Genomic DNA, 19,981 nt, shown 5'->3' on the forward strand with positions numbered 1-19,981 from the left:
CGTGGCACTAACAAAAGCAGAACTCGCCGAAGCATTGTTCGAGGAACTCGGGTTCAACAAGCGCGAAGCCAAGGATTTCGTCGACTCGTTCTTCGAGGAAATCCGCACCACGCTGGAAGGCGGGGAATACGTCAAGCTCTCCGGCTTCGGCAATTTTGAATTGCGCGACAAGAACCAGCGCCCCGGACGCAATCCCAAGACTGGCGAAGAGATCCCGATCTCCGCACGCCGCGTCGTGACCTTCCGGCCGGGTCAGAAGTTGCGGGCGCGAGTGGAAACCAGTGTCAGCACTGACAGCTAGAGAGCTTCCCCCCATCCCGGAGAAGCGCTACTTCACCATCGGTGAGGTCAGCGAACTCTGCCTGGTCAAACCCCACGTCCTGCGTTACTGGGAGCAGGAATTCCCCCAGTTGCGCCCGTCCAAGCGCCGCGGCAATCGCCGCTACTACAAGCAGCAGGACATCATGGTGGTCCGCGACATCCGCGAACTGCTCTACGAACAGGGCTTCACCATCAACGGCGCCCGCGCCCAGCTGCGCGAGAAGAACAAGGCCGTGTCCGTGGCCCCGCCCGGCAGCGCCAGCGACTCGCTCGCCAAGATCCGCGCTGAACTGGAAGCCATTATCGCGGGATTGGAGAAGGAGTGACTGCTTCGACGGGCGGAATGAATTCGGTCTTACGGCCAATCGGGCGGGGCCTTTCATCGGCGCCGGACCTGATCTTGGTTGCATCTTTTTACCGCAGACTGCTTCCGGTATCATGCGACTCGTGTCGGGGTATAGCGCAGCCTGGTAGCGCGTCTGCATGGGGTGCAGAAGGTCGTAGGTTCAAATCCTGCTACCCCGACCATTTCCATTTCCTTCCGTTGCCGATTGGCTGCTAAGCCAATGCTGCAACAGACCCCTCGTGTCATATCCGGCAACGCTGGGTAATACTCCGCCTGCGTCGGCCCCATCCGTCATACTGAGGCGCGAAGCGCCGCGGGCTATCTCATTTGGGTAGGCGCATTGTTTGAGCATGACCGGGGCAGGAGGTCGCCGCATCACTCCTACTGACGCCAGACTTCCTCGCCGCAGCGACGGAGAAGTGTGATGTATCGCCTCTGACACGAGCCCCGTTCATGCGAGCGGCCTGAGCGTCATCCACACCGCCCCCGGTTCGCGCTCTACTTCCATCCGGCCGTCGCCCGGATGGAAGCGGTAGGTGAGATGGCAGTAATCCCTGGGGTTGCGTAGGTAATTCGGGCTGAAGATGTCGATATTCATGCCACCTGCACGACGCGCCGAGGGCGCCACTAGGCCAGGGTGGTGGCCTTCGTGAATCGCGCGGCCGACCTGGTGTGTGAAGTCATAGCTGTCGCTGGCTACCAGCGCCGGGAAGTCCCGTTCCTTGTCGCACAGGTCGAACACCAGCGCATCCACATGGGCCGTCTTCACGCAGCGTTCGCGGATGATCGGCCGGTCGTGCCGGTCCTGGCCGCGGCCGGCCAGCTCGCGGGCAAAGTGGTAGGTCGTTTCGGCCACCGTCGTTTCCACGCTCCGTGAGCCGTACCAGACGCCGAAACTGCCGTTGGTATAACGGCTTTGCGCCCAGTTGCGATGATCGAACGGAAAGCCGACCACCCCGTACCAGGGCTCGAACGGGCGATTGATCAGCGGCTGATCCTTGCGACCGCGGGTGCGCATCTCGGCCTTCATCGCGGCCGCCGAATCCTCGTCATTGTCGACAAGCCGGTGAAAGAGATCGCGACTGCGCCGCAGGCTGACGAAGTTGCGGAACGCGTCCTCCCGGATGTGGATCGGATTGTCGAACAGCGCATCCGGCAGGCCTGCTGCCATCATTGTCCCCGCAGATAATCCAGATAGGCCCGCAGATCCCGCAACCCGGCCAGCCCCTCACGCGCCACCACCTGATAGGGCGTCAGACCCTCCAACGCCTGATCGGGCGTGCTCGCCCAGGCTTCGATGAGCTCCGGATTTTCCGGGAACAGAATCTCCAGCGACTTGATGATGCCCATCAGATGCCCGGCGCGATCAAGGATGTCGCGCTGCTCCGGCAGGGGTGTCCCGTTGGCGTAGTTGCGCAGTGTGCTGCGCGTGCGCGGTGACAACCCTAGCATCACCGCCTGCTGGCGCCGATCTAGACCCCACAGATCGAGCAGACGCACGCACATCCTGGCCAGGCTGGCGCGTTCCTTTCGGCTGATGCTATCGGGAGCTTCGTTTGTGGTGGACAGTGCTTCCATGCCACCCTTTTTGTGAGTCATAAATTGTACTTATGAATACATAATAAAAAAATTTCCGTACACTCGCAAGATATCTGGCAAATGATAGGCAGCCAGCGATGCTGACGCCCCGGCGCCACGGTCGCTTCGAAAGACGTTGGGCGTTGCCCCGGTTATTGACCATAAAATTTGTCCAAAAAGTCGCGTTGGTGGGCAGGTACGCGCTATCTTCGCGCCCTGTTTTCTACAGAGCCGGCTTTGGAGGTGGAGGGCCGCGCCCGATCACTGGCGCGCCGGTCCAAGGCGATTGGAGCGTTCGATAATGGCCCCATGGATGCGCTCATGACCAAACGCGCGTTGATTACCGGCGTCACCGGCCAGGACGGCGCCTATCTGTCGGAACTGCTGCTGGGCAAGGGCTACGAGGTCCACGGCATCAAGCGGCGGGCGTCGCTGTTCAATACCGAGCGGGTGGATCATCTTTATCAGGACCCGCACGAGTCGGAGCAACGGTTCGTGCTGCATTACGGGGATCTCACCGACGCCACCAACCTGATCCGCATCGTGCAGGAAGTGCAGCCGGACGAAATCTACAATCTGGCGGCGCAGAGCCACGTGCAGGTGTCGTTCGAAACCGCCGAGTACACCGCCAACAGCGATGCCCTGGGCACACTGCGGCTGCTGGAAGCGCTACGGATTCTGGGTCTGGAGCAACGTACCCGTTTCTACCAGGCTTCCACCTCCGAGCTGTACGGCAAGGTGCAGGCCGTACCACAGGACGAGACCACACCGTTCTACCCGCGCTCGCCCTATGCGGCGGCCAAGCTGTACGCCTACTGGATGACCGTGAACTATCGCGAGGCCTACGGCATGCACGTCTCGAACGGCATCCTGTTCAATCACGAATCGCCGTTGCGTGGGGAAACCTTCGTCACCCGCAAGATCACGCGGGCGCTGGCGCGCATCAAGCTGGGGTTTCAGCAGCGCCTGTACCTGGGCAACCTGGACGCATTGCGGGACTGGGGTCATGCCCGGGACTACGTGGCCGCGATGCACCTGATGCTGCAGCAGGATTCACCGGACGACTTCGTGATTGCCACCGGCGAACAGCACAGCGTGCGCGAGTTCGTGCAGCTGGCCGCCGACCGGCTGGAACTGCCGCTGAGCTGGTCCGGGCAGGGGCGGGACGAGCAGGCACGGCGTGACGATACCGGTGAAGTGGTGGTCAGCGTGGACCCGCGCTACTTCCGGCCCACGGAGGTGGACAGCCTGCTGGGTAATCCGGCCAAGGCGCAGCGTGAGCTGGGGTGGCAGCCGCAGGTAGCCTTTGCCGAACTGGTGGCCGAGATGGCGGACGCCGATCTCGACGCGGCCCAGCGCGAGGCGACGCTGCGGGCAAGCGGCTACGCCGTGACCGCGCCGCAGGAATAGTGGTTTTCGCGACCAGGGTCGATTGATGGAACGGGATGCCAGGATCTACATTGCCGGTCACCGCGGACTGGTGGGCTCGGCTTTGGTGCGGCGGCTGGAACGGGCGGGTTATACGAACCTGATCACCCGTGGCCGGGACGAGGTCGACCTGACCCATCGCGAGGCGGTCAACGCGTTCTTTGCCGAGACCCGCCCGGATTACGTGTTTCTGGCCGCGGCCAGGGTGGGGGGCATTCAGGCCAACAATGCCCAGCCGGTGGATTTCCTGCGTGACAACCTGCTGATCCAGACCCACGTGATCGATGCCGCCGCCGCGCATAATGTTCGCAAGCTGCTGTTCCTGGGCTCGTCCTGCATTTATCCGAAGTTCGCCCCGCAGCCCATGCCGGAGGACTGCCTGCTCACCGGCGAACTGGAACCCACCAACGAGTGGTATGCCATCGCCAAGATTGCCGGCATCAAGCTGTGCCAGGCCTACCGCCGGCAAGCCGGATTCAATGCGGTGAGCGTGATGCCCACCAACCTGTACGGCCCGGGTGATAACTTTGATCTGGAAACCTCGCACGTGCTGCCGGCGCTGATCCGCAAGTTCCACGAAGCCCGGCGTGACGGGCAGGACAGCGTGGTGCTGTGGGGCAGTGGTACGCCGCGCCGCGAGTTCCTGCACGTGGACGACCTGGCGGACGCCTGCGTGTTCGTGATGGAACACTACGAGGACGAGATGCCACTGAACATCGGCGTGGGCGAGGACATCAGCATCCGGGAGCTGGCCGGCCTGATTGCCGAGGTGGTCGGTTTTGAAGGCGAGCTGGAACTGGACCGGACCCGCCCGGACGGAACGCCGCGCAAGCTGCTGGATGTGTCGCGCCTGCATGCGCTGGGCTGGCAGGCGCACACCGGCCTGCGCGACGGCATTGCGGCAACCTACGCCTGGTATCGCGAGCACGGCCCTGTTGCCTGACGCCAAACGCTAAAATGAGAGGAATGCTTTGCCTAGTCTGGCCTACGTCGGCTATCTCATACGGGTAGCACAGCGCCACGAAGGGAACTCGGGCCCGAGATCGCCGCGGTAGTCCCACTGGCGCGGGCCTTCCCCGCGATTGTCTGTTCCCTGTGAGGTATAACAGGGGTGTTCCGAGTGGATCGGAATGCTGGGCCCGGGGCGGCCGCTCCGGGCCCAGCGCGGGCGATGCGACCGTCTCGCGATTGGTTGGACAACCGTCGTCATCCAGGTCCTTCGGCCGCTGTCCCAGTCGCTTGATGAGTTGAATGGGCTGGCGCCCCTCGGGGCGCCACGCCCGCAGACAATCCCAAGCACTGAGGAGCTTACGCCGCCATGGAATCCATCACCAGTCCCCGCGTGTTCGGCTGTGATGTCGGCCAGGACACCCTCGTCGTCTTCGACAGTCAGACCGGCCAGCACACCGAGTTGGCCAATCAGCCAGCGGCGCTGGCCGCCTTCGTCACTACCCTCGGCCCGGACAGTCTGGTCGTGTGTGAAGCCACCGGCGGCCATGAGGCCGCGCTGCTGGCGGCCACGGTCGAGGCGGGCGTGCCCGCCCACCGGGCCGATGCCCGCAAGGTCAAGGCCTTCATCCGCTCGCTCGGGCGCCTGGCCAAGACCGATCGCATCGATGCCCAGGGGCTGGCCCGTTACGGCCGGGAACGCGCCGATCAGTTGGTGCGCTGGCAGCCGCCGGATGCCGATCGGCAGGCCCTGCAGTCGCTGGTGCGGCTGCGCCGGGAACTGGTGGCCCAGCGTACCGCCCATCAGCAGCGCCTCAAGGCGCCGGCCTTGCGCCAACGCTACGACATCATCCAGGCCATTCCCGGTTGTGGGCCGGTGGCGGCCACCGCCCTGGTGGCCCTGCTTCCCGAACTCGGACAGGCCAATCGCCGCGGCATCGCCGCCCTGGCCCCGCATCCGCGCCAGAGCGGCAAGACCAATGGCTATCGCCGCGTGCGCGGCGGGCGCCCCGAGGTCCGCCAGGCGCTGTTCATGGTCGCTCTGGCGGCCAGCCGGCACCACCCGACACTCCAGGCCTTCTACAACCGCCTCGTGGCCAACGGCAAAAAGAAAATCGTCGCCATCACCGCCGTCATGCGAAAACTCATCACCATCATCAATGCCCGGATACGCGACGCCGAACACGCTCGCCTCGACACTGTTGGGGTACTGAGTTGATGACGGCGGGTTAGTAAGGGGAGCGGCGAATCCGACAGGTCGAATGAATTCGGCCCTACCGGCAGCTGGATCAGCCTATCCACCGGCCCATATGGCGCGGTGTCCTGCGCGTGGATGGATTCCGGGCAGACACAACAAAAAAGCCCCGGCGGTGCCGGGGCTTTGAAGCATCTTGCATCCGCTGATGCGAGCGGTTATTCGTCTTCGACGTGCAATTCAACGCGTCGGTTTTCTGCACGGCCATCAGGATTGTCGGAACCATCGGGGTTTGTGTTGGGCGCAACCGGGCGCGTTTCCCCGAACCCGCGGGTGGTCAGGCGATTCGCGTCGATGCCGTATTCGACCAGATAGGCCTTCACGGAATCCGCACGCTCCTGCGAGAGCTCGAGGTTGTATTCGGCACCGCCCACGCTATCAGTATGGCCTTCCACTCGAACGTCGATCTGGTCGGCAGCCTGCAGCGCGTTGACCACGTTATCGAGGCGATTCTCGGCTTGGTCGGTCAGCGTTGCGGAGTTGAACTCGAACGTCACGCCACGCAGGACGATCGGCTCGTCCTTCTCGATCGGGCAGCCGGTGCCGTCGACTTCGGTGCCGGGCGGGGTGCTCGGGCACTCGTCTTTGGCGTCGATCACGCCGTCACCATCGCTGTCCGAGGGGCCGGTTTGCACAGGCGCCGGTGCAGGTGTGGGTTCAGGACGTGGTTCCGGCTTGTTGGGGTTGGGGCCCAGCGGGATCTGAAGGCCGAGCTGCACGATGTGGCCCTCGAACTCGACGTTCCCCGGCACGTCATCCACATCCGACTGGCGGTAGCGATACTCGCCGCGAATGGAGAAGCCGTAATTATCGGGAATGCCCAGCGCGTTGAGCGGCAGAATGAAGCCGAGGCCCAGGTCGAAGAAGTCCCCGTCCTGGTCGCCGTCGAGGGCCGGGTTGCCGGTGAATTCGAACTCGTAATCACCGATGCCTACGCTCGCCAGACCGTAGACGGGTGCGTCGTCAGGGATTGGGAAGTAGAGGCCGCTCAGGCCGTACTCCAGCATTTCGACATCGCCGGTGAACACGTTCGGGCCCTCGAAATCGACATCGCCGAAATAAGAGCCAAACAGTTCGACCGAGAAATATTTATTAATCGGCTTGCCGAAGCTCAGATGAACGCCGCCGGCGTTGTCCGGGTCGAGCTGCTGGTTACCGTCGTCGTCGAGGAACGCCCAGCTCGCCATCGGGGCGAGGTAGAAGCGGTCATCGAAGACTTTCTCGTCTTCTTGAGCCAGGGCTGCGCCGGTCCATGCGCTGGAGATTGCCAGCGCGCCAGCCAGCGCGATGCTGTGTTTGCGATTCATCTTAATCACTCCCCGAGTAGGCAGTTTGTTGGCCTTTCGAGCTTGCTTACCCGCAGCATTAAAAGGCTAACCCCAAGTAATTTTTACCACTGTTCCCGCCTTGCGCGCAATCGCAGGAACGCGACCCCGCAAATATAACACCCCCGGCCGACGTGGGCTCGACCGGGGGTGAAAAAGCTGCGCCGTATTGGGCGATCTAATCGGCTACATGTAGCTCAACACGGCGATTCTCGGCACGCCCGGCGTCGGTCTCGTTCGACGCGACCGGCTTGCTCTCACCGAAGCCTTCCGTGGTCAGACGGCCCGGCTCGATGCCGTGCTCGACCAGGTAGCGCTTCACGGAATCGGCGCGGTCCTGCGACAGGTTCTGGTTGTAGGCTTCGTCGCCGATGCTGTCGGTATGGCCTTCAACGCGAACGTCGATGTCCTCGGCGCCCATCAGCGCGTTGACCACGTTGTCGAGACGGTTCTCGGCGTCGGCGGTGAGACGATCCGAGTTGAACTCGAAGGTCACGCCCTTGAGCACGATGGGCTCGTCCTTCTCGATCGGGCAGCCAGTGGCATCGACTTCAGTGCCCACCGGCGTGCCGGGGCATTCGTCGTTGTCATCATTGACGCCGTCGTCGTCGCTGTCAGCCGGGGGCGGGGGCGGCGGAGCCGGCGTGGGGGCTGGTTCCGGCTCGGGCTCTGCCGGCGGCGCGCCCAGCGGGATGGATAGGCCGACCGAGGCGATCTTGTCGGTGAACGACAGATCGTCGGTGCCGCTGATTTCCACATCAATACTGCGAACGCGGTACTCGGCGCGCAGCGACACGCCATAGCCGAAGTCGAGCAGATCCGGAACCGGCAGAAGGACACCGCCACCGAACTCGTAGAAGTTGCCATCACCGTCATCGGCCGCCATCCCGCCGACCATGCCACCGAACTCGTAATCGCCGGTGCCGGCGCCGCCAAGCAGGAAGAACGGGAAGAAATCCCGGTAGGGGAAGATCAGACCGCTGACACCGTAGGCATCGATGTCCGCTTCGCCGTTGCTGTTGAGGTCTTCCACACCGCTGAAGCCGGAGGCGAATACTTCCAGCGCGAACATCTTGCTCAGCGTCTTGCCGATGGCGATGGTGTAGCCGTCGGTCTCGTCGAAGTCCACCTCGTTGCCATTGTTGAATGAGGCATCGTCGAAGTCGCCGAAGCTGTACATCGGGGCGATATAGAAGCGCTTGTCAACTGTATTGTCTTCGTTCTGGGCGCCTGCGGTGGCGGACACACCGAAAGCCAGCGCCGCCAGCAATGCTGGCCCTGTCGCAAATGTTAGTCGCATCGTCGTTCTCTCCCTGCAAAAGCGGTGGCGGGCTTGTTTGGCCCCCTGACGGATCGCTGCGGCTCGTGCCGTGCGTCGCACCCCGTCGCATTATGGGCCGCTTCCGGAGCGGGGGCAATGGATGGAGTCCGTGTGCGACCACTGAGAGCGGCCGTCAGAACGAATCCCCGGGTTCGCGATGTTGTCGCGCTGCGACGAAACTGCAATCATCTCGCGCCCGCCGCGCCGGGAACCCGGCGTCCGGATTGATACGGCAAGGAAAATTCGTGGAATCAATCGAACCCGCACACCTGGAATCACGCATGGATGCCCTGCGGTCGCGCGTCAGCGACCTGCGGGGCTATCTTTGACTACGCTGAACGCAAGGAACGTCTCGAGGAAATCGAAGGTGAACTGGCGCGCGGGGAAATCTGGGTAGAGGACCCGGATCGCGCGCAGAGCCTGGGCAAGGAAAAGGCCCGGGTCGAGGAGATCATCTGTCCGCTGGAACAGGCCGATCGCAGCCTGACCGAATCCGCCGAACTGCTGGTACTGGCCGCCGACGAGGACGACGCCAGCGTGCTGGCTGACATCGGTCGCGAGCTGGAGAAGGTGGAGGCGTTGGTCAAGCAGCTGGAATTCGCCCGGATGTTTTCCGGCGAAGCCGACGAGCGCAACGCGTTCTTGGACATCCAGGCGGGGTCCGGCGGTACCGAAGCCCAGGACTGGGCAGACATGCTGCTGCGCATGTACCTGCGCTGGTGCGAACGGCGTGGGTTCACCACCGAAATTCTGGAGGCCTCGGCCGGCGATGTGGCGGGGCTCAAGAGTGCCTCCGTGCGGGTTGAAGGCCCGCATGCCTACGGCTGGTTGCGCACCGAAACCGGCGTGCACCGGCTGGTGCGCAAATCGCCGTTCGATTCCGGCGCGAGGCGGCATACCTCGTTTGCCGCGGTATTCGTGTCGCCGGAGATCGACGACGACATCGACATCCAGATTGATCCATCGGACTTGCGGGTGGACGTCTACCGGGCCAGCGGCGCGGGCGGCCAGCACGTCAACCGGACGGAATCGGCGGTGCGCATTACCCATCTGCCCACCAACATTGTGGTGCAGTGCCAGAACAGCCGTTCCCAGCATGCCAACCGGGCCACGGCGATGGCCCAGTTGCAGTCCAAGCTGTACGAGCGCGAACTGGCCGAACGCAAGGAGGTGGCCGAGGCCACCGAGGCCGGCAAGGCCGACATCGGCTGGGGCAGCCAGATCCGCTCCTACGTGCTGGACCAGTCTCGCATCAAGGATCTGCGTACCGGCTACGAGGTGGGTAATACCCAGGCGGTGCTCGACGGTGACCTGGACGGTTTCATCGAGGAAAGCCTGAAGCAGGGCATCTGACACGGTTGACAAGGCAGGAGCATGAGCAGCGATAACGCGAATAATCAGGATCCGGCCGAATCCGGTGACGAACACCGGCTGATTGCGGCCCGGCGGGACAAGCTCACGGCCTGGCGCGAAACCGGCGGGGCATTTCCCAACGATTTCCGGCCCGCGAATCAGGCCGGGCCGCTGGCGGAAGCCTTCGGCGAGGCCGACGACGAGGCGCTGGAAGCCGCCGAACCGGTCACCGTGGCCGGGCGTCTGATGGCCAAACGGGTGATGGGCAAGGCCAGCTTTGCGCAGTTGCAGGATGGCAGCGGCCGGATTCAGTTATTCGTGCAGCGGGATGCCATCGGCGAAGAGGCCTATCGCGCGTTCAAGGCCATGGATGTGGGCGACATCCTGGGCGCGTCCGGTCAGTTGATGCGCACCCGCACCGGCGAGCTGTCGATCCGCGTGGACGAACTGCGGCTGCTGACCAAGTCGCTGCGGCCCCTGCCCGAAAAGTGGCACGGCCTGTCCGATACCGAAGCGCGCTATCGCCAGCGGTATCTGGATCTGATCATGCATCCGGAATCGCGGGCGGTATTCACGCTGCGCAGCCGGCTGATGCGTCAGGTCCGCCGCTACTTCGACGACGCGGGCTTCGCCGAGGTGGAAACGCCCATGTTGCAGGCGATCCCCGGCGGTGCCGCCGCGCGGCCGTTCGTGACGCACTACAACGCCCTGGATCACGATTTCTATCTGCGCATCGCCCCGGAGCTGTTTCTCAAGCGGCTGGTGGTGGGCGGTATGGACCGCGTCTACGAACTCAACCGCAATTTCCGCAACGAGGGGGTGTCCACGCGGCACAATCCCGAGTTCACCATGCTCGAGTTTTACCAGGCCTATGCCGATCACGAGGATCTGATGCGCCTGATCGAGGGGCTGATCGAGCGCCTGGCCGTCGAACTGCTGGGCGGCGCACAGATCGAGTATCAGGGCGAGGCGATCAATCTGGCCGGTCCGTACCGGCGGTTGCCGCTGGCCGAGGCCATTGTCGAGTTCAATCCGGACATTCAGCGCGCGGACCTGGACGACGACGGCCGCCTTGATCATCTGTGCCGTGACCACGGCATTACCCCGGAATCCGGCTGGGGTCGCGGCAAGCGCCAGACCGAGCTGTTCGAGAAGACCGTCGAGCACCGCCTGCACGAGCCCACCTTCATCACCGATTACCCGGCCGAGGTGTCCCCGCTGGCCCGCCGGCGCGACGACGCCCCCGAGCTGACCGAGCGCTTCGAACTGTTCATCGGCGGCCGGGAAGTGGCGAACGGATTTTCCGAGCTCAATGATCCGGAAGATCAGGCCGAACGGCTGCGCGCCCAGGCCGGGGCCAAGGACGCCGGCGATGACGAGGCGATGTATTACGACGCCGATTACGTGGAGGCGCTGGAATACGGCCTGCCACCCACCGCCGGCGCCGGCATCGGCATCGACCGCCTGGTCATGTTCTTGGCCGACCGCGCCGCCATCCGGGACGTGTTGTTATTTCCCCAGTTGCGGCCGCGTCAGTCGACGTAGGTTCCGTCTGGATGGCGCCGCATTGGCCCGACCTGTCACAGCGAGGCGCGTCAGCGCCGCGGCTATCTCATCGCGCTTGGCACCAGAACCGGCCAATGCCATCGAAACCCGACAGGCCGAATGAATTCGCCCCTACGGTGGGTCGGTGGAGTAGGGGAGCTCGTGCAACACCATCGCTTCGCCATTTACCCGCAATGGCTGCTCGGTGACGGAAAGCTTGAGCACTGCCAGCACTTCGTTGCTGCCACCGCCATCGGGCGCGCCGTCGAGGACGGTGCCGGCACTGCCGTCGTCGGCATCGGCGACGGGGTCACCGGGCTCACAGGTTGCGGTGGTGGTACCACGGAACAGCCGACGCTTAAGCTTGCCGCGAAACTGCAATCGCGCGACGACCTCCTGGCCGGGGTAGCAGCCCTTGTCGAAGTCGAGCCCGTTCAGCCAGTGCAGGTTGAGCATTTGCGGCACGAACAGGGCGCGGGTGGCGGTGTGGATCACGGGCAACCCGGCCCGGATGCCGGCCAGCCGCCAGGCGGCCAGATGCTGGGGGTCTTCAACGCCCGTTGGTTCGGTCGCAGCATCGCGGCGGGCGGCCAGCAGACATCGCGCCGGGTCGCCGGGCAGGCGTATAGCCAGCCAGTCGTCGTTGTGGGCGACGGCGTTATCTTTCTCCAGCGCGGGAAGCCCCGCATCGCCCAGTGCCCGGGTCGCGCTTTCGAGCGGAAAACCGCGCCGGTCCCAGTTGTCGGGCAGGGCGGCAAGCGTGACCCGGGCGCGCAGCACGAACATCTGCAGGCGCTTGAGGGTTTCCGCCATCAGATCGGCGGGACATAGCAGCAGGAAGCGGGTGGGCTCGAGCCGTATTACCTGGAACACGATCAGCGCCCGGCCCTGGGCGTCGCACCAGGCGGCCGGACGGCTGCGGCCGGGTTCGATGCGGTCGGTGTCGACCGTGAGCTGCGCGTTCAGGAATGTGTCGGCGTCGTCGCCGGCGACCTCGATGGCGCCGAGATGCGACAGCCGGATCCCGTCATCGGGCCAGTTTTCGGTGCCGGAAGTTGCATCCGCACCGGGGTTCATCTGTTCTCGAATCATGCCCGTATATTGCCATGCAACATCCCGACCGTTTAAGCTCCCGGCGATGACTGAACCGCGCAAGCCGACTCCACCGCCCGCTGATCGCGAGCCCGAAACCATACGGCCCCGCGAACTTGGCGGCCGCAAGGGCCCGGAACCGACTCGCTACGGTGATTGGGAAAAGAACGGGCGCTGCATCGACTTCTAACGCGTTTTTCGGGGACCGACACTCATGGCGAATGCCTCCCAGCGGCCGCTGTCGCCGCATCTTCAGATATACCGGCCACAGCTTACGTCCATCCTGTCCATCAGCCATCGGCTGACGGGCGTGGCACTGGCCGCGGGCACGGCGGTGCTGGCGCTGTGGCTGATCGCCGCGGCCGCCGGGGCCGACTCGTTCGCCCTGATCAACAACCATCTGGCCGCCTGGTACGGGCAGGTGCTGATGGTGTTCTGGAGCTTTGCCCTGTTCTACCACCTGTGCAACGGCATCCGGCACCTCGCCTGGGATGCCGGCTGGGGCCTGGATATCCGCACGGCATACATGACCGGCTACGCGACGGTCGCTGCCGCTGTTTTGCTCACTGCCGGCGCCTGGCTGCTAGCGTGAGCCGCCCGCGGGCCGTGGAGGCGGCCCGCAGGCATCGGAAGACATGACCCGGCGCGTGGGGGCACTGCCGGGCCGCCATCATCGGAGAGGACGCACGAATGGAACAGATTCGCTCACCGCTGGCGCGCGCCCGCGGGCTGGGGTCGGCCAAACACGGGGTCGGCCACTGGCGGGTGCAACGGCTGTCGGCCGTCGCGCTGGTGCCCCTGACCTTCTGGTTCGTGGCCTCGCTGGCCACGCATACCGGTAGCGGCTACGACGCCGCCATCGCCTGGATTGGGTCGCCGCTGGTGGCGGTGCTGTTGAGTCTGTATCTGGCAGTGGCTTTCTATCACTCGCAGCTCGGTCTGCAGGTGATCGTCGAGGATTATGTGCACGGCGAGGGCCTCAAGACGGTCATGCTCACGTTGCTGCAGTTCCTCCATATAGGGCTGGCCGTGGGGTCGATCTTCGCCGTGCTCTGGATTGCCCTGGGAGCCGCCGCATGAGTCAAACCTACGAAGTGATCGAACACCGGCACGATGTGGTGGTGGTCGGCGCCGGCGGCGCCGGTCTGCGCGCCACCCGCGGTTTGGCGCAGGCGGGATTATCCACCGCCTGTGTGACCAAGGTGTTTCCCACCCGCAGCCACACCGTGGCGGCCCAGGGCGGGGTGTCCGCCGCGCTCGGCAACATGGGCGACGACGACTGGCGCTGGCATGCCTACGACACCATCAAGGGGTCGGACTGGCTGGGCGATCAGGATGCCATCGAATACATGTGCCGCGAGGCCATCCCGTCGGTGATCGAGCTGGAGCACGACGGCGTGCCGTTCTCCCGCACCGAGGAAGGCAAGATCTACCAGCGGCCGTTCGGCGGCATGACCACCCATTACGGCGAGGGCACGGCCCAGCGCACCTGCGCGGCCGCCGACCGTACCGGTCACGCCATGCTGCATGCGCTCTACCAGCAGGCGCTGAAGTACAAGGCCGACTTCTTCATCGAGTACTTCGCCATCGACCTGATCATGGACGACGAGGGCGTATGCCGCGGCGTCTGGGCCTGGGATCTGTCCGAGGGCACGCTGCACCGCTTCCGCGCCCATCAGGTGATTCTGGCCACCGGCGGCTACGGCCGGACCTATTTCTCCTGCACCTCGGCGCATACCTGCACCGGTGACGGCGGCGGCATGGTGCTGCGCGCCGGGCTGCCGCTGCAGGACATGGAATTCGTCCAGTTCCATCCCACCGGTATCTACGGCGCCGGCTGCCTGATTACCGAGGGCGTGCGCGGCGAGGGCGGTTATCTGACCAACTCGGAAGGCGAGCGCTTCATGGAGCGTTACGCCCCCAACGCCAAGGATCTGGCCAGCCGCGACGTGGTGTCGCGGTCGATGACCATCGAGATCCGTGAAGGCCGCGGCGTGGGGCCCAAGGCCGATCATATCCATCTGCATCTGGAGCACCTCGGTGCCGAGGTGATCAATGAGCGGCTGCCGGGCATCGCCGAAACCGCCCGCATCTTCTCCGGCGTGGACGTGACCCGCGAGCCGATTCCGGTGCTGCCCACCGTCCACTACAACATGGGTGGTATTCCGGCTAATTATCACGGCGAAGTGCTGACCCTGCGCGACGGCGATCCGGATGCCGTGGTGCCCGGTCTGATGGCGGTGGGCGAGGCGGCCTGCGTGTCGGTGCACGGCGCCAACCGCCTGGGCTCGAATTCGCTGCTCGATCTGGTCGTGTTCGGCCGCGCGGTGGCGCACCGCTGTGTCGAGACGATCAAGCCGGGGGCCTCGCACAAGAGCCTGCCCGCGGACGTGGACGACAAGATGCTGTCGCGCTTCGATGCCCTTAGAAATGCCAGCGGCAGCCGGCCGACCGCCGGTATCCGCGACGACATGCAGCACACCATGCAGAATTTCGCGGCGGTGTTCCGTACCGGCGACACGCTCCAGGAAGGTCTGGACAAGATCAAGGACGTGGTGGGGTCGTTCGACGAGGTCGACGTGTCCGACCGCTCGCTGGTGTGGAACTCCGATCTGGTGGAAACGCTGGAGCTGGACAACATGCTCGGCCAGGCGCTGGTGACCATGCGCTCGGCGCACAATCGCCAGGAAAGCCGCGGCGCCCATGCCCGCGAGGATTTCGCGGACCGCGACGACGAGAACTGGATGAAGCACACCCTGGCCTGGCGTGACGGGCAGGATGTGACCATCGATTACCGGCCGGTCCACATGACCACCATGACCGATGACATGGAAGTGATTCCGCCCAAAAAGCGGACGTACTAGATGCGTCAGGCGCAGGTATGAGGTGTGCAGCGCGATCGTCGCGTTACTGAAACCGCCTCACACCCTGCGCCTCACGCCGCACGGAGAATCCAATGGCTCAATTCCGTCTTCCCAAGAACTCCCGCATCGGCAAGGGCAAGCATTTCCCGGCGCCGGACGGTGCGACCAATGTCCGGACGTTCAAGATCTACCGATGGGATCCGGACGCCGGTGAAACGCCGCGTATGGATACTTACGATCTGGACTTGGATGATTGTGGCCCGATGGTTCTGGATGCCCTGATCAAGATCAAGAACGAGGTGGACCCCACGCTGACCTTCCGGCGTTCCTGCCGCGAGGGCATCTGCGGTTCCTGTGCGTTCAACATCGACGGCACCAACACGCTGGCCTGTATCAAGGGCATCGACGAAGTGAAGGGGGCGGTCAAGATCTATCCGCTGCCGCACATGCCGGTAGTGAAGGATCTGGTGCCGGACCTGACCCATTTCTACGCCCAGTACGCCTCCATCGAGCCCTGGATCAAGACCGACACCCCGGCGCCCACCCGCGAGCGACTGCAGACGCCGGAAGACCGCAAGGAACTGGATGGCCTCTACGAATGCATCCTGTGTGCCTGCTGTTCCACCTCCTGCCCCAGCTACTGGTGGAACCCGGATCGCTACCTGGGTCCGGCCGTATTGCTGCAGGCCTATCGCTGGCTCGCCGATTCGCGTGACGAGGGCATGGGCGAACGCCTCGACCAGCTGGAGGACCCGTTCAAGCTGTATCGCTGCCATACCATCATGAACTGCACCAATACCTGTCCCAAGGGCCTGAATCCGGCCAAGGCCATTGCCGAAACCAAGAAGCTGCTGCTGGAACGCCAGGGATAGCGCCGTTCGTCACCGCATGAATCGGAAAGTGCCAGCGTGAGTGAAACCGGCCGTATCCGCTGGCTCTGCCGTCGTGGCATGAAGGAACTGGATGTCCTGCTCGAGCGGTTCTATCGCGCCGAGTTCGAGGGGCTGAGCCCGGACGAGATCAGCGCGTTCCGCGGCCTGCTGGAGTACGAGGACCCGGACCTCTACGCGCTGCTGCTCGGCAGCCAGCCGCCGACCGATCCGGTATCGGCCGGTCTGGCCGAACGCATCCGGGAATACCGCCGGGTGGTGTGACTCGTCAGCCGGCGCCGCTGGATATCCCCATCCGGCCATCCCGTCGGCTTCGCACCCTGTGTGTGATCGCCCACGTCGCCGCGGCGCTGCTTGTCGTCTGGCTGGCGCTGCGCTGGCCGCTGACCCTGTTGTTGCTGCCGTTGATGGCGTTTTCGTTGCGTCATGAATGGCGGCGGTTGTCGCTGCGGCGGACCGATGCCGTCGTGCATCTGCGTGGCCCTCTCGAAGCGGCTGGGTGGCAGTTGACCCACCAGGACGGCACGGTCACCGAGGCGCCGCTGGCCCCCACCTCCGTGTGTCTGCCCTGGCTGGTAATACTGCATTTCCGGCATCGGCGATGGCGCTTTCCCGTCGCTGTGCCGCTGGCTTCGGATAGCGTCGACGGGGAGATGTTTCGCCGGTTGCGGGTAGTGTTGCGGACGCGGGGTTAGCCCGTGGTTACCGGCCCGGTGTTGGCCGAATGCATTCGGCCCTACACAACGGATGAAACTCTGCCTGGATTCGTCTTACGTAGGGTGCTATTCATGGCGCCTGCCCAATCGGGCTGCAGGCTGAGATAGGCGAAGCGTTCTCGGCGATTCAACAATCTTTAGGACTCGAGGTAACAAGAAGATTCCGCCCCACTATAGCTGGCCGGGTAACTTTCTTGTGCGACAAGAAAGTCACCAAAGAAACGCTTCCGGCGGGCGAGTCCTGCCTCGAACAGGGTTCGAGGCAGGATGCCTTGTGCGCTTCGGTCGGCGAGGGGGTCTTTCGACGGCACATCCTTGTGCCGACGAAAACCGCGCGCCCGTCCTGGGCGCGCCCCTTCGGGCCGGGAACCTCGCCGCCCTGCAGTGCTCAGCTCGTCCCGACGGGAATCAAGAGTTGCCATGGCCGGGTGGGGTCGCCTCTTCCCTCCCGTTAGCGCTTGCCGACCGGCTGGTGGACCATGCGGCCTTGCGCGGCCCAACGGTTGTCGACCGCCTTCTCTGCGGCTCTTAACGCGCCGCCGCCTGCACCGGGTCGGGTCGCGGCGGCGGCACCAGCACGGTGGGCGCGGCCTGGGGCAGTCGGTTGGGATAATCCAGATTGGCGTGCAGCCCGCGACTCTCACGGCGCTGCTGGGCGGACTGCACGATCAGGTCTGCCACCAGCGCAAGGTTGCGCAATTCGATCAGGTCCGCAGTGATGCGGAAACTGCCGTAGTACTCGTGAATCTCGGCTCGCAGCAGTTCTACCCGGTGGCGGGCGCGTTCCAGGCGCTTGTTGGTGCGCACGATGCCGACGTAATCCCACATGAAGCGGCGCAGTTCATGCCAGTTGTGGGCGACCACTACCTCTTCATCGGAATCCGTGACCCGCGATTCATCCCAGGCGGGCAGGGCCTGCGGAGTGATCGTTTCGCCGGGCTCGGCAAGCATGTGATCGGCCGCGGCGGTGGCGAACACGATGCATTCCAGCAGCGAGTTGGAGGCCAGCCGGTTGGCGCCATGCAGCCCGGTGCAGGCGGTCTCGCCGATGGCGTAAAGGCCGGGCAGGTCGGTGCGGCCGGCGAGGTCGGTGACCACGCCGCCGCAGGTGTAATGCGCGGCAGGCACCACCGGCAGCGGCTCGCGCGTCATGTCCAGTCCGAGTTCGAGGCAGCGGCCGTGTATCGCGGGAAAATGGCTGCGGATGAAATCGGCGTCGCGGTGGCTGATATCCAGCCAGACGTGATCGACGCCCAGCCGCTTCATCTCCGCGTCGATCGCCCGGGCCACGATGTCGCGCGGGGCCAGTTCGGCCAGCTCGTGGTGATCGGCCATGAAGGCGTGCCCGTCCGGGCGCAGCAGCCGGGCACCTTCGCCGCGCAGGGCCTCGCTGATCAGGAATGACCTTGCCTGTGGATGGAACAGGCAGGTGGGATGGAACTGCATGAATTCCATGTTCGCTACCCGGCACCCGGCGCGCCAGGCCATGGCGATGCCGTCGCCGCTGGCGGCATGCGGATTGCTGGAGTACAGGTAGGCCAGGTTGGCGCCGCCACAGGCCAGTACGGTATCCCGCGCGGCCAGGGTGCGAACGTGGCCGGTGGCCGTGTCCAGCACGTGAGCGCCCAGGCAGCGGACTCCGCGGCTGTCGCGGATCAGTTCCACCGCCACGTGATGCTCGAATACGGTGATGGCGTCCGATTGCCGGGCCAGCGCCTCCAGCGTGGTTTCCACCGCCCGGCCGGTGGCATCGTCGGCATGGATGATGCGCCGGTGGCTGTGGCCGCCTTCGCGGGCCAGATGATAAGCGTAGCCGGCGTCGTCCTCGGCCCGGGTAAAGCCCACGCCCAGCGCGATCAGCCATTCAATCGACTGGCGGCCGCGTTCCACCGTGAAGCGTACCGCCTGCTCGTCGCACAGACCCGCGCCGGCGGTCAGGGTGTCGGCAACGTGGGATTCCACCGAGTCGCGGTCGTCCAGCACCGCGGAAATGCCGCCCTGGGCGTACAGGGTGCTGCCCTCCGACAAGCGCGATTTCGACAGCACGGCCACGCGGCGACCGGCCTCGGCCAGGCGCAGGGCGAGGGTCAGACCGGCAGCACCGCTACCGATCACCAGGCAATCGAAGAACGCATTGGAATCGTTTGGCATGACGGGAGGACTTGTCGACGCTAAACTGTGCTGCCGGGTTACCGCCGGGATGCCGTTGTCGGCACGGGGTGCAACGCGGGCACGGCAGTCGTCGATGGAATCACCGCGACGGCATCGACATGCACTATACACAGTATCGCGGCGAACTTATCCGGACGGGACTGGTCTACAACTTTGCTGGCGCCTCGTGGCGCGGGATCGGCAAAGCGACGGGCCGCAGCAGCCCGACGGGCCGCCGCAATCCGGTCTTCACACGGGGATTCAGGCCCAGATGGGCGAACAGGCGACTGACGAGCAACTGGTCGAGCAAGCGCGTGCCGGTGACAACCGGGCATTCGATCTGCTGGTGCGAAAGTACCAGCACAAGGTCGTCAAGCTGGTGTCGCGCTATGTGAACCCGGCCGATGCCTCCGACGTGGCCCAGGAAGCCTTCATCAAGGCCTATCGGGCGCTGGCGGGTTTCAAGGGCAACAGTGCGTTCTACACATGGCTTTATCGCATCTCCATCAATACCGCGAAGAATTACCTGGTGGCCCGGTCCCGACGACCGGCGGCCCAGGACATCGACGTGGCGGATGCGGAAGCCTATGGTCATACCGACCGGTTCTCCGAGCAGGACACGCCGGACGCGCTGCTGGAGAGCGAGGAAATTCGCGATACAGTGGTCGCGGCCATTCGGGCCCTGCCGGACGACCTGCGTACCGCGATCATGCTGCGCGAGCTGGACGGCATGTCGTATGAAGAGATCGCCGAGACCATGGCGTGCCCGGTGGGCACGGTGCGGTCACGAATATTCAGGGCCAGGGCAGCAATCGACGAACAGTTGCGGCAGCTGGACGAGGGATAGG

At 64.6% G+C, this 19,981-nt stretch carries 21 protein-coding genes and 1 tRNA gene; 16 read left to right on the top strand and 6 right to left on the bottom strand.

What is annotated here, in order from left to right:
• Position 1 precedes the first annotated feature (1 nt).
• From RM532_RS12825 to RM532_RS12835, 3 genes are all read left to right on the top strand, one after another.
• Positions 2 to 301, top strand: coding sequence for an integration host factor subunit alpha (locus tag RM532_RS12825; RefSeq protein ID WP_311653732.1), 300 nt, complete (start codon positions 2 to 4; stop codon positions 299 to 301).
• Positions 282 to 647 (top strand): MerR family transcriptional regulator, encoded by a 366-nt coding sequence (locus RM532_RS12830; RefSeq protein ID WP_311653733.1) that lies wholly within the window; start codon positions 282 to 284, stop codon positions 645 to 647. Before RM532_RS12825 ends, RM532_RS12830 begins: the two co-directional genes overlap by 20 nt.
• A gap of 125 nt (positions 648 to 772) precedes the next feature.
• Positions 773 to 849, top strand: a tRNA-Pro gene (locus tag RM532_RS12835).
• A gap of 269 nt (positions 850 to 1,118) precedes the next feature.
• On the opposite strand, the gene RM532_RS12840 is transcribed toward RM532_RS12835, so the two are convergent.
• Together RM532_RS12840 and RM532_RS12845 are read right to left on the bottom strand one after the other, a co-directional pair.
• A complete protein-coding gene (locus tag RM532_RS12840) occupies positions 1,119 to 1,838 on the bottom strand; it encodes an RES family NAD+ phosphorylase (protein ID WP_311653734.1) in 720 nt (239 codons plus the stop codon).
• Positions 1,838 to 2,266, bottom strand: coding sequence for an antitoxin Xre/MbcA/ParS toxin-binding domain-containing protein (locus RM532_RS12845; protein ID WP_311653735.1), 429 nt, complete (start codon positions 2,264 to 2,266; stop codon positions 1,838 to 1,840). Before RM532_RS12845 ends, RM532_RS12840 begins: the two co-directional genes overlap by 1 nt.
• Positions 2,267 to 2,566: 300 nt before the next feature.
• Here RM532_RS12845 and gmd point away from each other — a divergent pair, with 300 nt between their 5' ends.
• The 3 genes from gmd to RM532_RS12860 all read left to right on the top strand — a co-directional run bounded on the left by gmd (position 2,567) and on the right by RM532_RS12860 (position 5,840).
• Entirely contained in the window at positions 2,567 to 3,655 is a 1,089-nt protein-coding gene (gene gmd / locus RM532_RS12850; RefSeq protein ID WP_311653736.1) for a GDP-mannose 4,6-dehydratase, read from the top strand.
• A gap of 25 nt (positions 3,656 to 3,680) precedes the next feature.
• On the top strand, positions 3,681 to 4,616 hold the full coding sequence (gene fcl, locus RM532_RS12855; protein WP_311653737.1) for a GDP-L-fucose synthase: 936 nt from the start codon (positions 3,681 to 3,683) through the stop codon (positions 4,614 to 4,616).
• Positions 4,617 to 4,991: 375 nt separating this feature from the next.
• Entirely contained in the window at positions 4,992 to 5,840 is an 849-nt protein-coding gene (locus tag RM532_RS12860) for a transposase (RefSeq protein ID WP_311653738.1), read from the top strand.
• Positions 5,841 to 6,034: 194 nt separating this feature from the next.
• Here the strand turns inward: RM532_RS12860 and RM532_RS12865 are convergent, their stop codons facing one another.
• Both RM532_RS12865 and RM532_RS12870 read right to left on the bottom strand, forming a co-directional pair.
• On the bottom strand, positions 6,035 to 7,183 hold the full coding sequence (locus RM532_RS12865) for an OmpA family protein (RefSeq protein ID WP_311653739.1): 1,149 nt from the start codon (positions 7,181 to 7,183) through the stop codon (positions 6,035 to 6,037).
• A 196-nt stretch (positions 7,184 to 7,379) separates the two neighbouring features.
• Positions 7,380 to 8,501, bottom strand: a complete 1,122-nt coding sequence (locus tag RM532_RS12870; protein WP_311653740.1) for an OmpA family protein — start codon at positions 8,499 to 8,501, stop codon at positions 7,380 to 7,382.
• A gap of 302 nt (positions 8,502 to 8,803) precedes the next feature.
• Here RM532_RS12870 and prfB point away from each other — a divergent pair.
• Positions 8,804 to 9,875, top strand: a protein-coding gene (gene prfB / locus RM532_RS12875) for a peptide chain release factor 2 (protein ID WP_349255322.1) whose coding sequence is annotated in 2 segments (ribosomal slippage) — positions 8,804 to 8,848 and positions 8,850 to 9,875 — 1,071 coding nt in all. Because the reading frame shifts where the segments join, the coding sequence is not laid out codon by codon here.
• A 21-nt stretch (positions 9,876 to 9,896) separates the two neighbouring features.
• Positions 9,897 to 11,420: a lysine--tRNA ligase gene (lysS, locus tag RM532_RS12880; protein WP_311653741.1), complete on the top strand. Its 1,524-nt coding sequence runs from the start codon at positions 9,897 to 9,899 to the stop codon at positions 11,418 to 11,420.
• Between the two features lie 132 nt (positions 11,421 to 11,552).
• Here the strand turns inward: lysS and ygfZ are convergent, their stop codons facing one another.
• Positions 11,553 to 12,512: a CAF17-like 4Fe-4S cluster assembly/insertion protein YgfZ gene (gene ygfZ, locus RM532_RS12885; RefSeq protein ID WP_311653742.1), complete on the bottom strand. Its 960-nt coding sequence runs from the start codon at positions 12,510 to 12,512 to the stop codon at positions 11,553 to 11,555.
• 46 nt (positions 12,513 to 12,558) lie between these two features.
• Here ygfZ and RM532_RS16075 point away from each other — a divergent pair, with 46 nt between their 5' ends.
• The 7 genes from RM532_RS16075 (at position 12,559) to RM532_RS12920 (ending at position 16,961) form a co-directional block, all read left to right on the top strand.
• A complete protein-coding gene (locus RM532_RS16075; RefSeq protein WP_311653743.1) occupies positions 12,559 to 12,702 on the top strand; it encodes a DUF1674 domain-containing protein in 144 nt (47 codons plus the stop codon).
• Between the two features lie 24 nt (positions 12,703 to 12,726).
• Positions 12,727 to 13,104, top strand: coding sequence for a succinate dehydrogenase, cytochrome b556 subunit (gene sdhC / locus RM532_RS12895; protein ID WP_311653744.1), 378 nt, complete (start codon positions 12,727 to 12,729; stop codon positions 13,102 to 13,104).
• Between the two features lie 98 nt (positions 13,105 to 13,202).
• On the top strand, positions 13,203 to 13,592 hold the full coding sequence (gene sdhD / locus RM532_RS12900; RefSeq protein WP_311653745.1) for a succinate dehydrogenase, hydrophobic membrane anchor protein: 390 nt from the start codon (positions 13,203 to 13,205) through the stop codon (positions 13,590 to 13,592).
• Entirely contained in the window at positions 13,589 to 15,376 is a 1,788-nt protein-coding gene (sdhA, locus tag RM532_RS12905; RefSeq protein WP_311653746.1) for a succinate dehydrogenase flavoprotein subunit, read from the top strand. The genes sdhD and sdhA overlap by 4 nt, the downstream gene beginning before the upstream one ends.
• Before the next feature lie 92 nt (positions 15,377 to 15,468).
• Positions 15,469 to 16,248 (top strand): succinate dehydrogenase iron-sulfur subunit, encoded by a 780-nt coding sequence (locus RM532_RS12910; protein WP_311653747.1) that lies wholly within the window; start codon positions 15,469 to 15,471, stop codon positions 16,246 to 16,248.
• Between the two features lie 36 nt (positions 16,249 to 16,284).
• Complete coding sequence (locus tag RM532_RS12915; protein WP_311653748.1) at positions 16,285 to 16,530, top strand: FAD assembly factor SdhE; 246 nt, start codon at positions 16,285 to 16,287, stop codon at positions 16,528 to 16,530.
• Positions 16,527 to 16,961, top strand: coding sequence for a protein YgfX (locus RM532_RS12920; protein ID WP_311653749.1), 435 nt, complete (start codon positions 16,527 to 16,529; stop codon positions 16,959 to 16,961). Before RM532_RS12915 ends, RM532_RS12920 begins: the two co-directional genes overlap by 4 nt.
• A gap of 549 nt (positions 16,962 to 17,510) precedes the next feature.
• On the opposite strand, the gene nadB is transcribed toward RM532_RS12920, so the two are convergent.
• Positions 17,511 to 19,133, bottom strand: coding sequence for an L-aspartate oxidase (gene nadB / locus RM532_RS12925; protein WP_311653750.1), 1,623 nt, complete (start codon positions 19,131 to 19,133; stop codon positions 17,511 to 17,513).
• A 271-nt stretch (positions 19,134 to 19,404) separates the two neighbouring features.
• Here nadB and rpoE point away from each other — a divergent pair, with 271 nt between their 5' ends.
• Positions 19,405 to 19,980 carry an RNA polymerase sigma factor RpoE gene (gene rpoE / locus RM532_RS12930; RefSeq protein ID WP_311653751.1) on the top strand — a complete coding sequence of 192 codons (576 nt, stop codon included), beginning with the start codon at positions 19,405 to 19,407 and terminating at the stop codon, positions 19,978 to 19,980.
• The last annotated feature ends 1 nt before the right edge of the window (position 19,981 follow it).

Source organism: Spectribacter hydrogenoxidans (assembly GCF_031846275.1).
GTDB lineage: Bacteria > Pseudomonadota > Gammaproteobacteria > Nevskiales > Salinisphaeraceae > Spectribacter > Spectribacter hydrogenoxidans.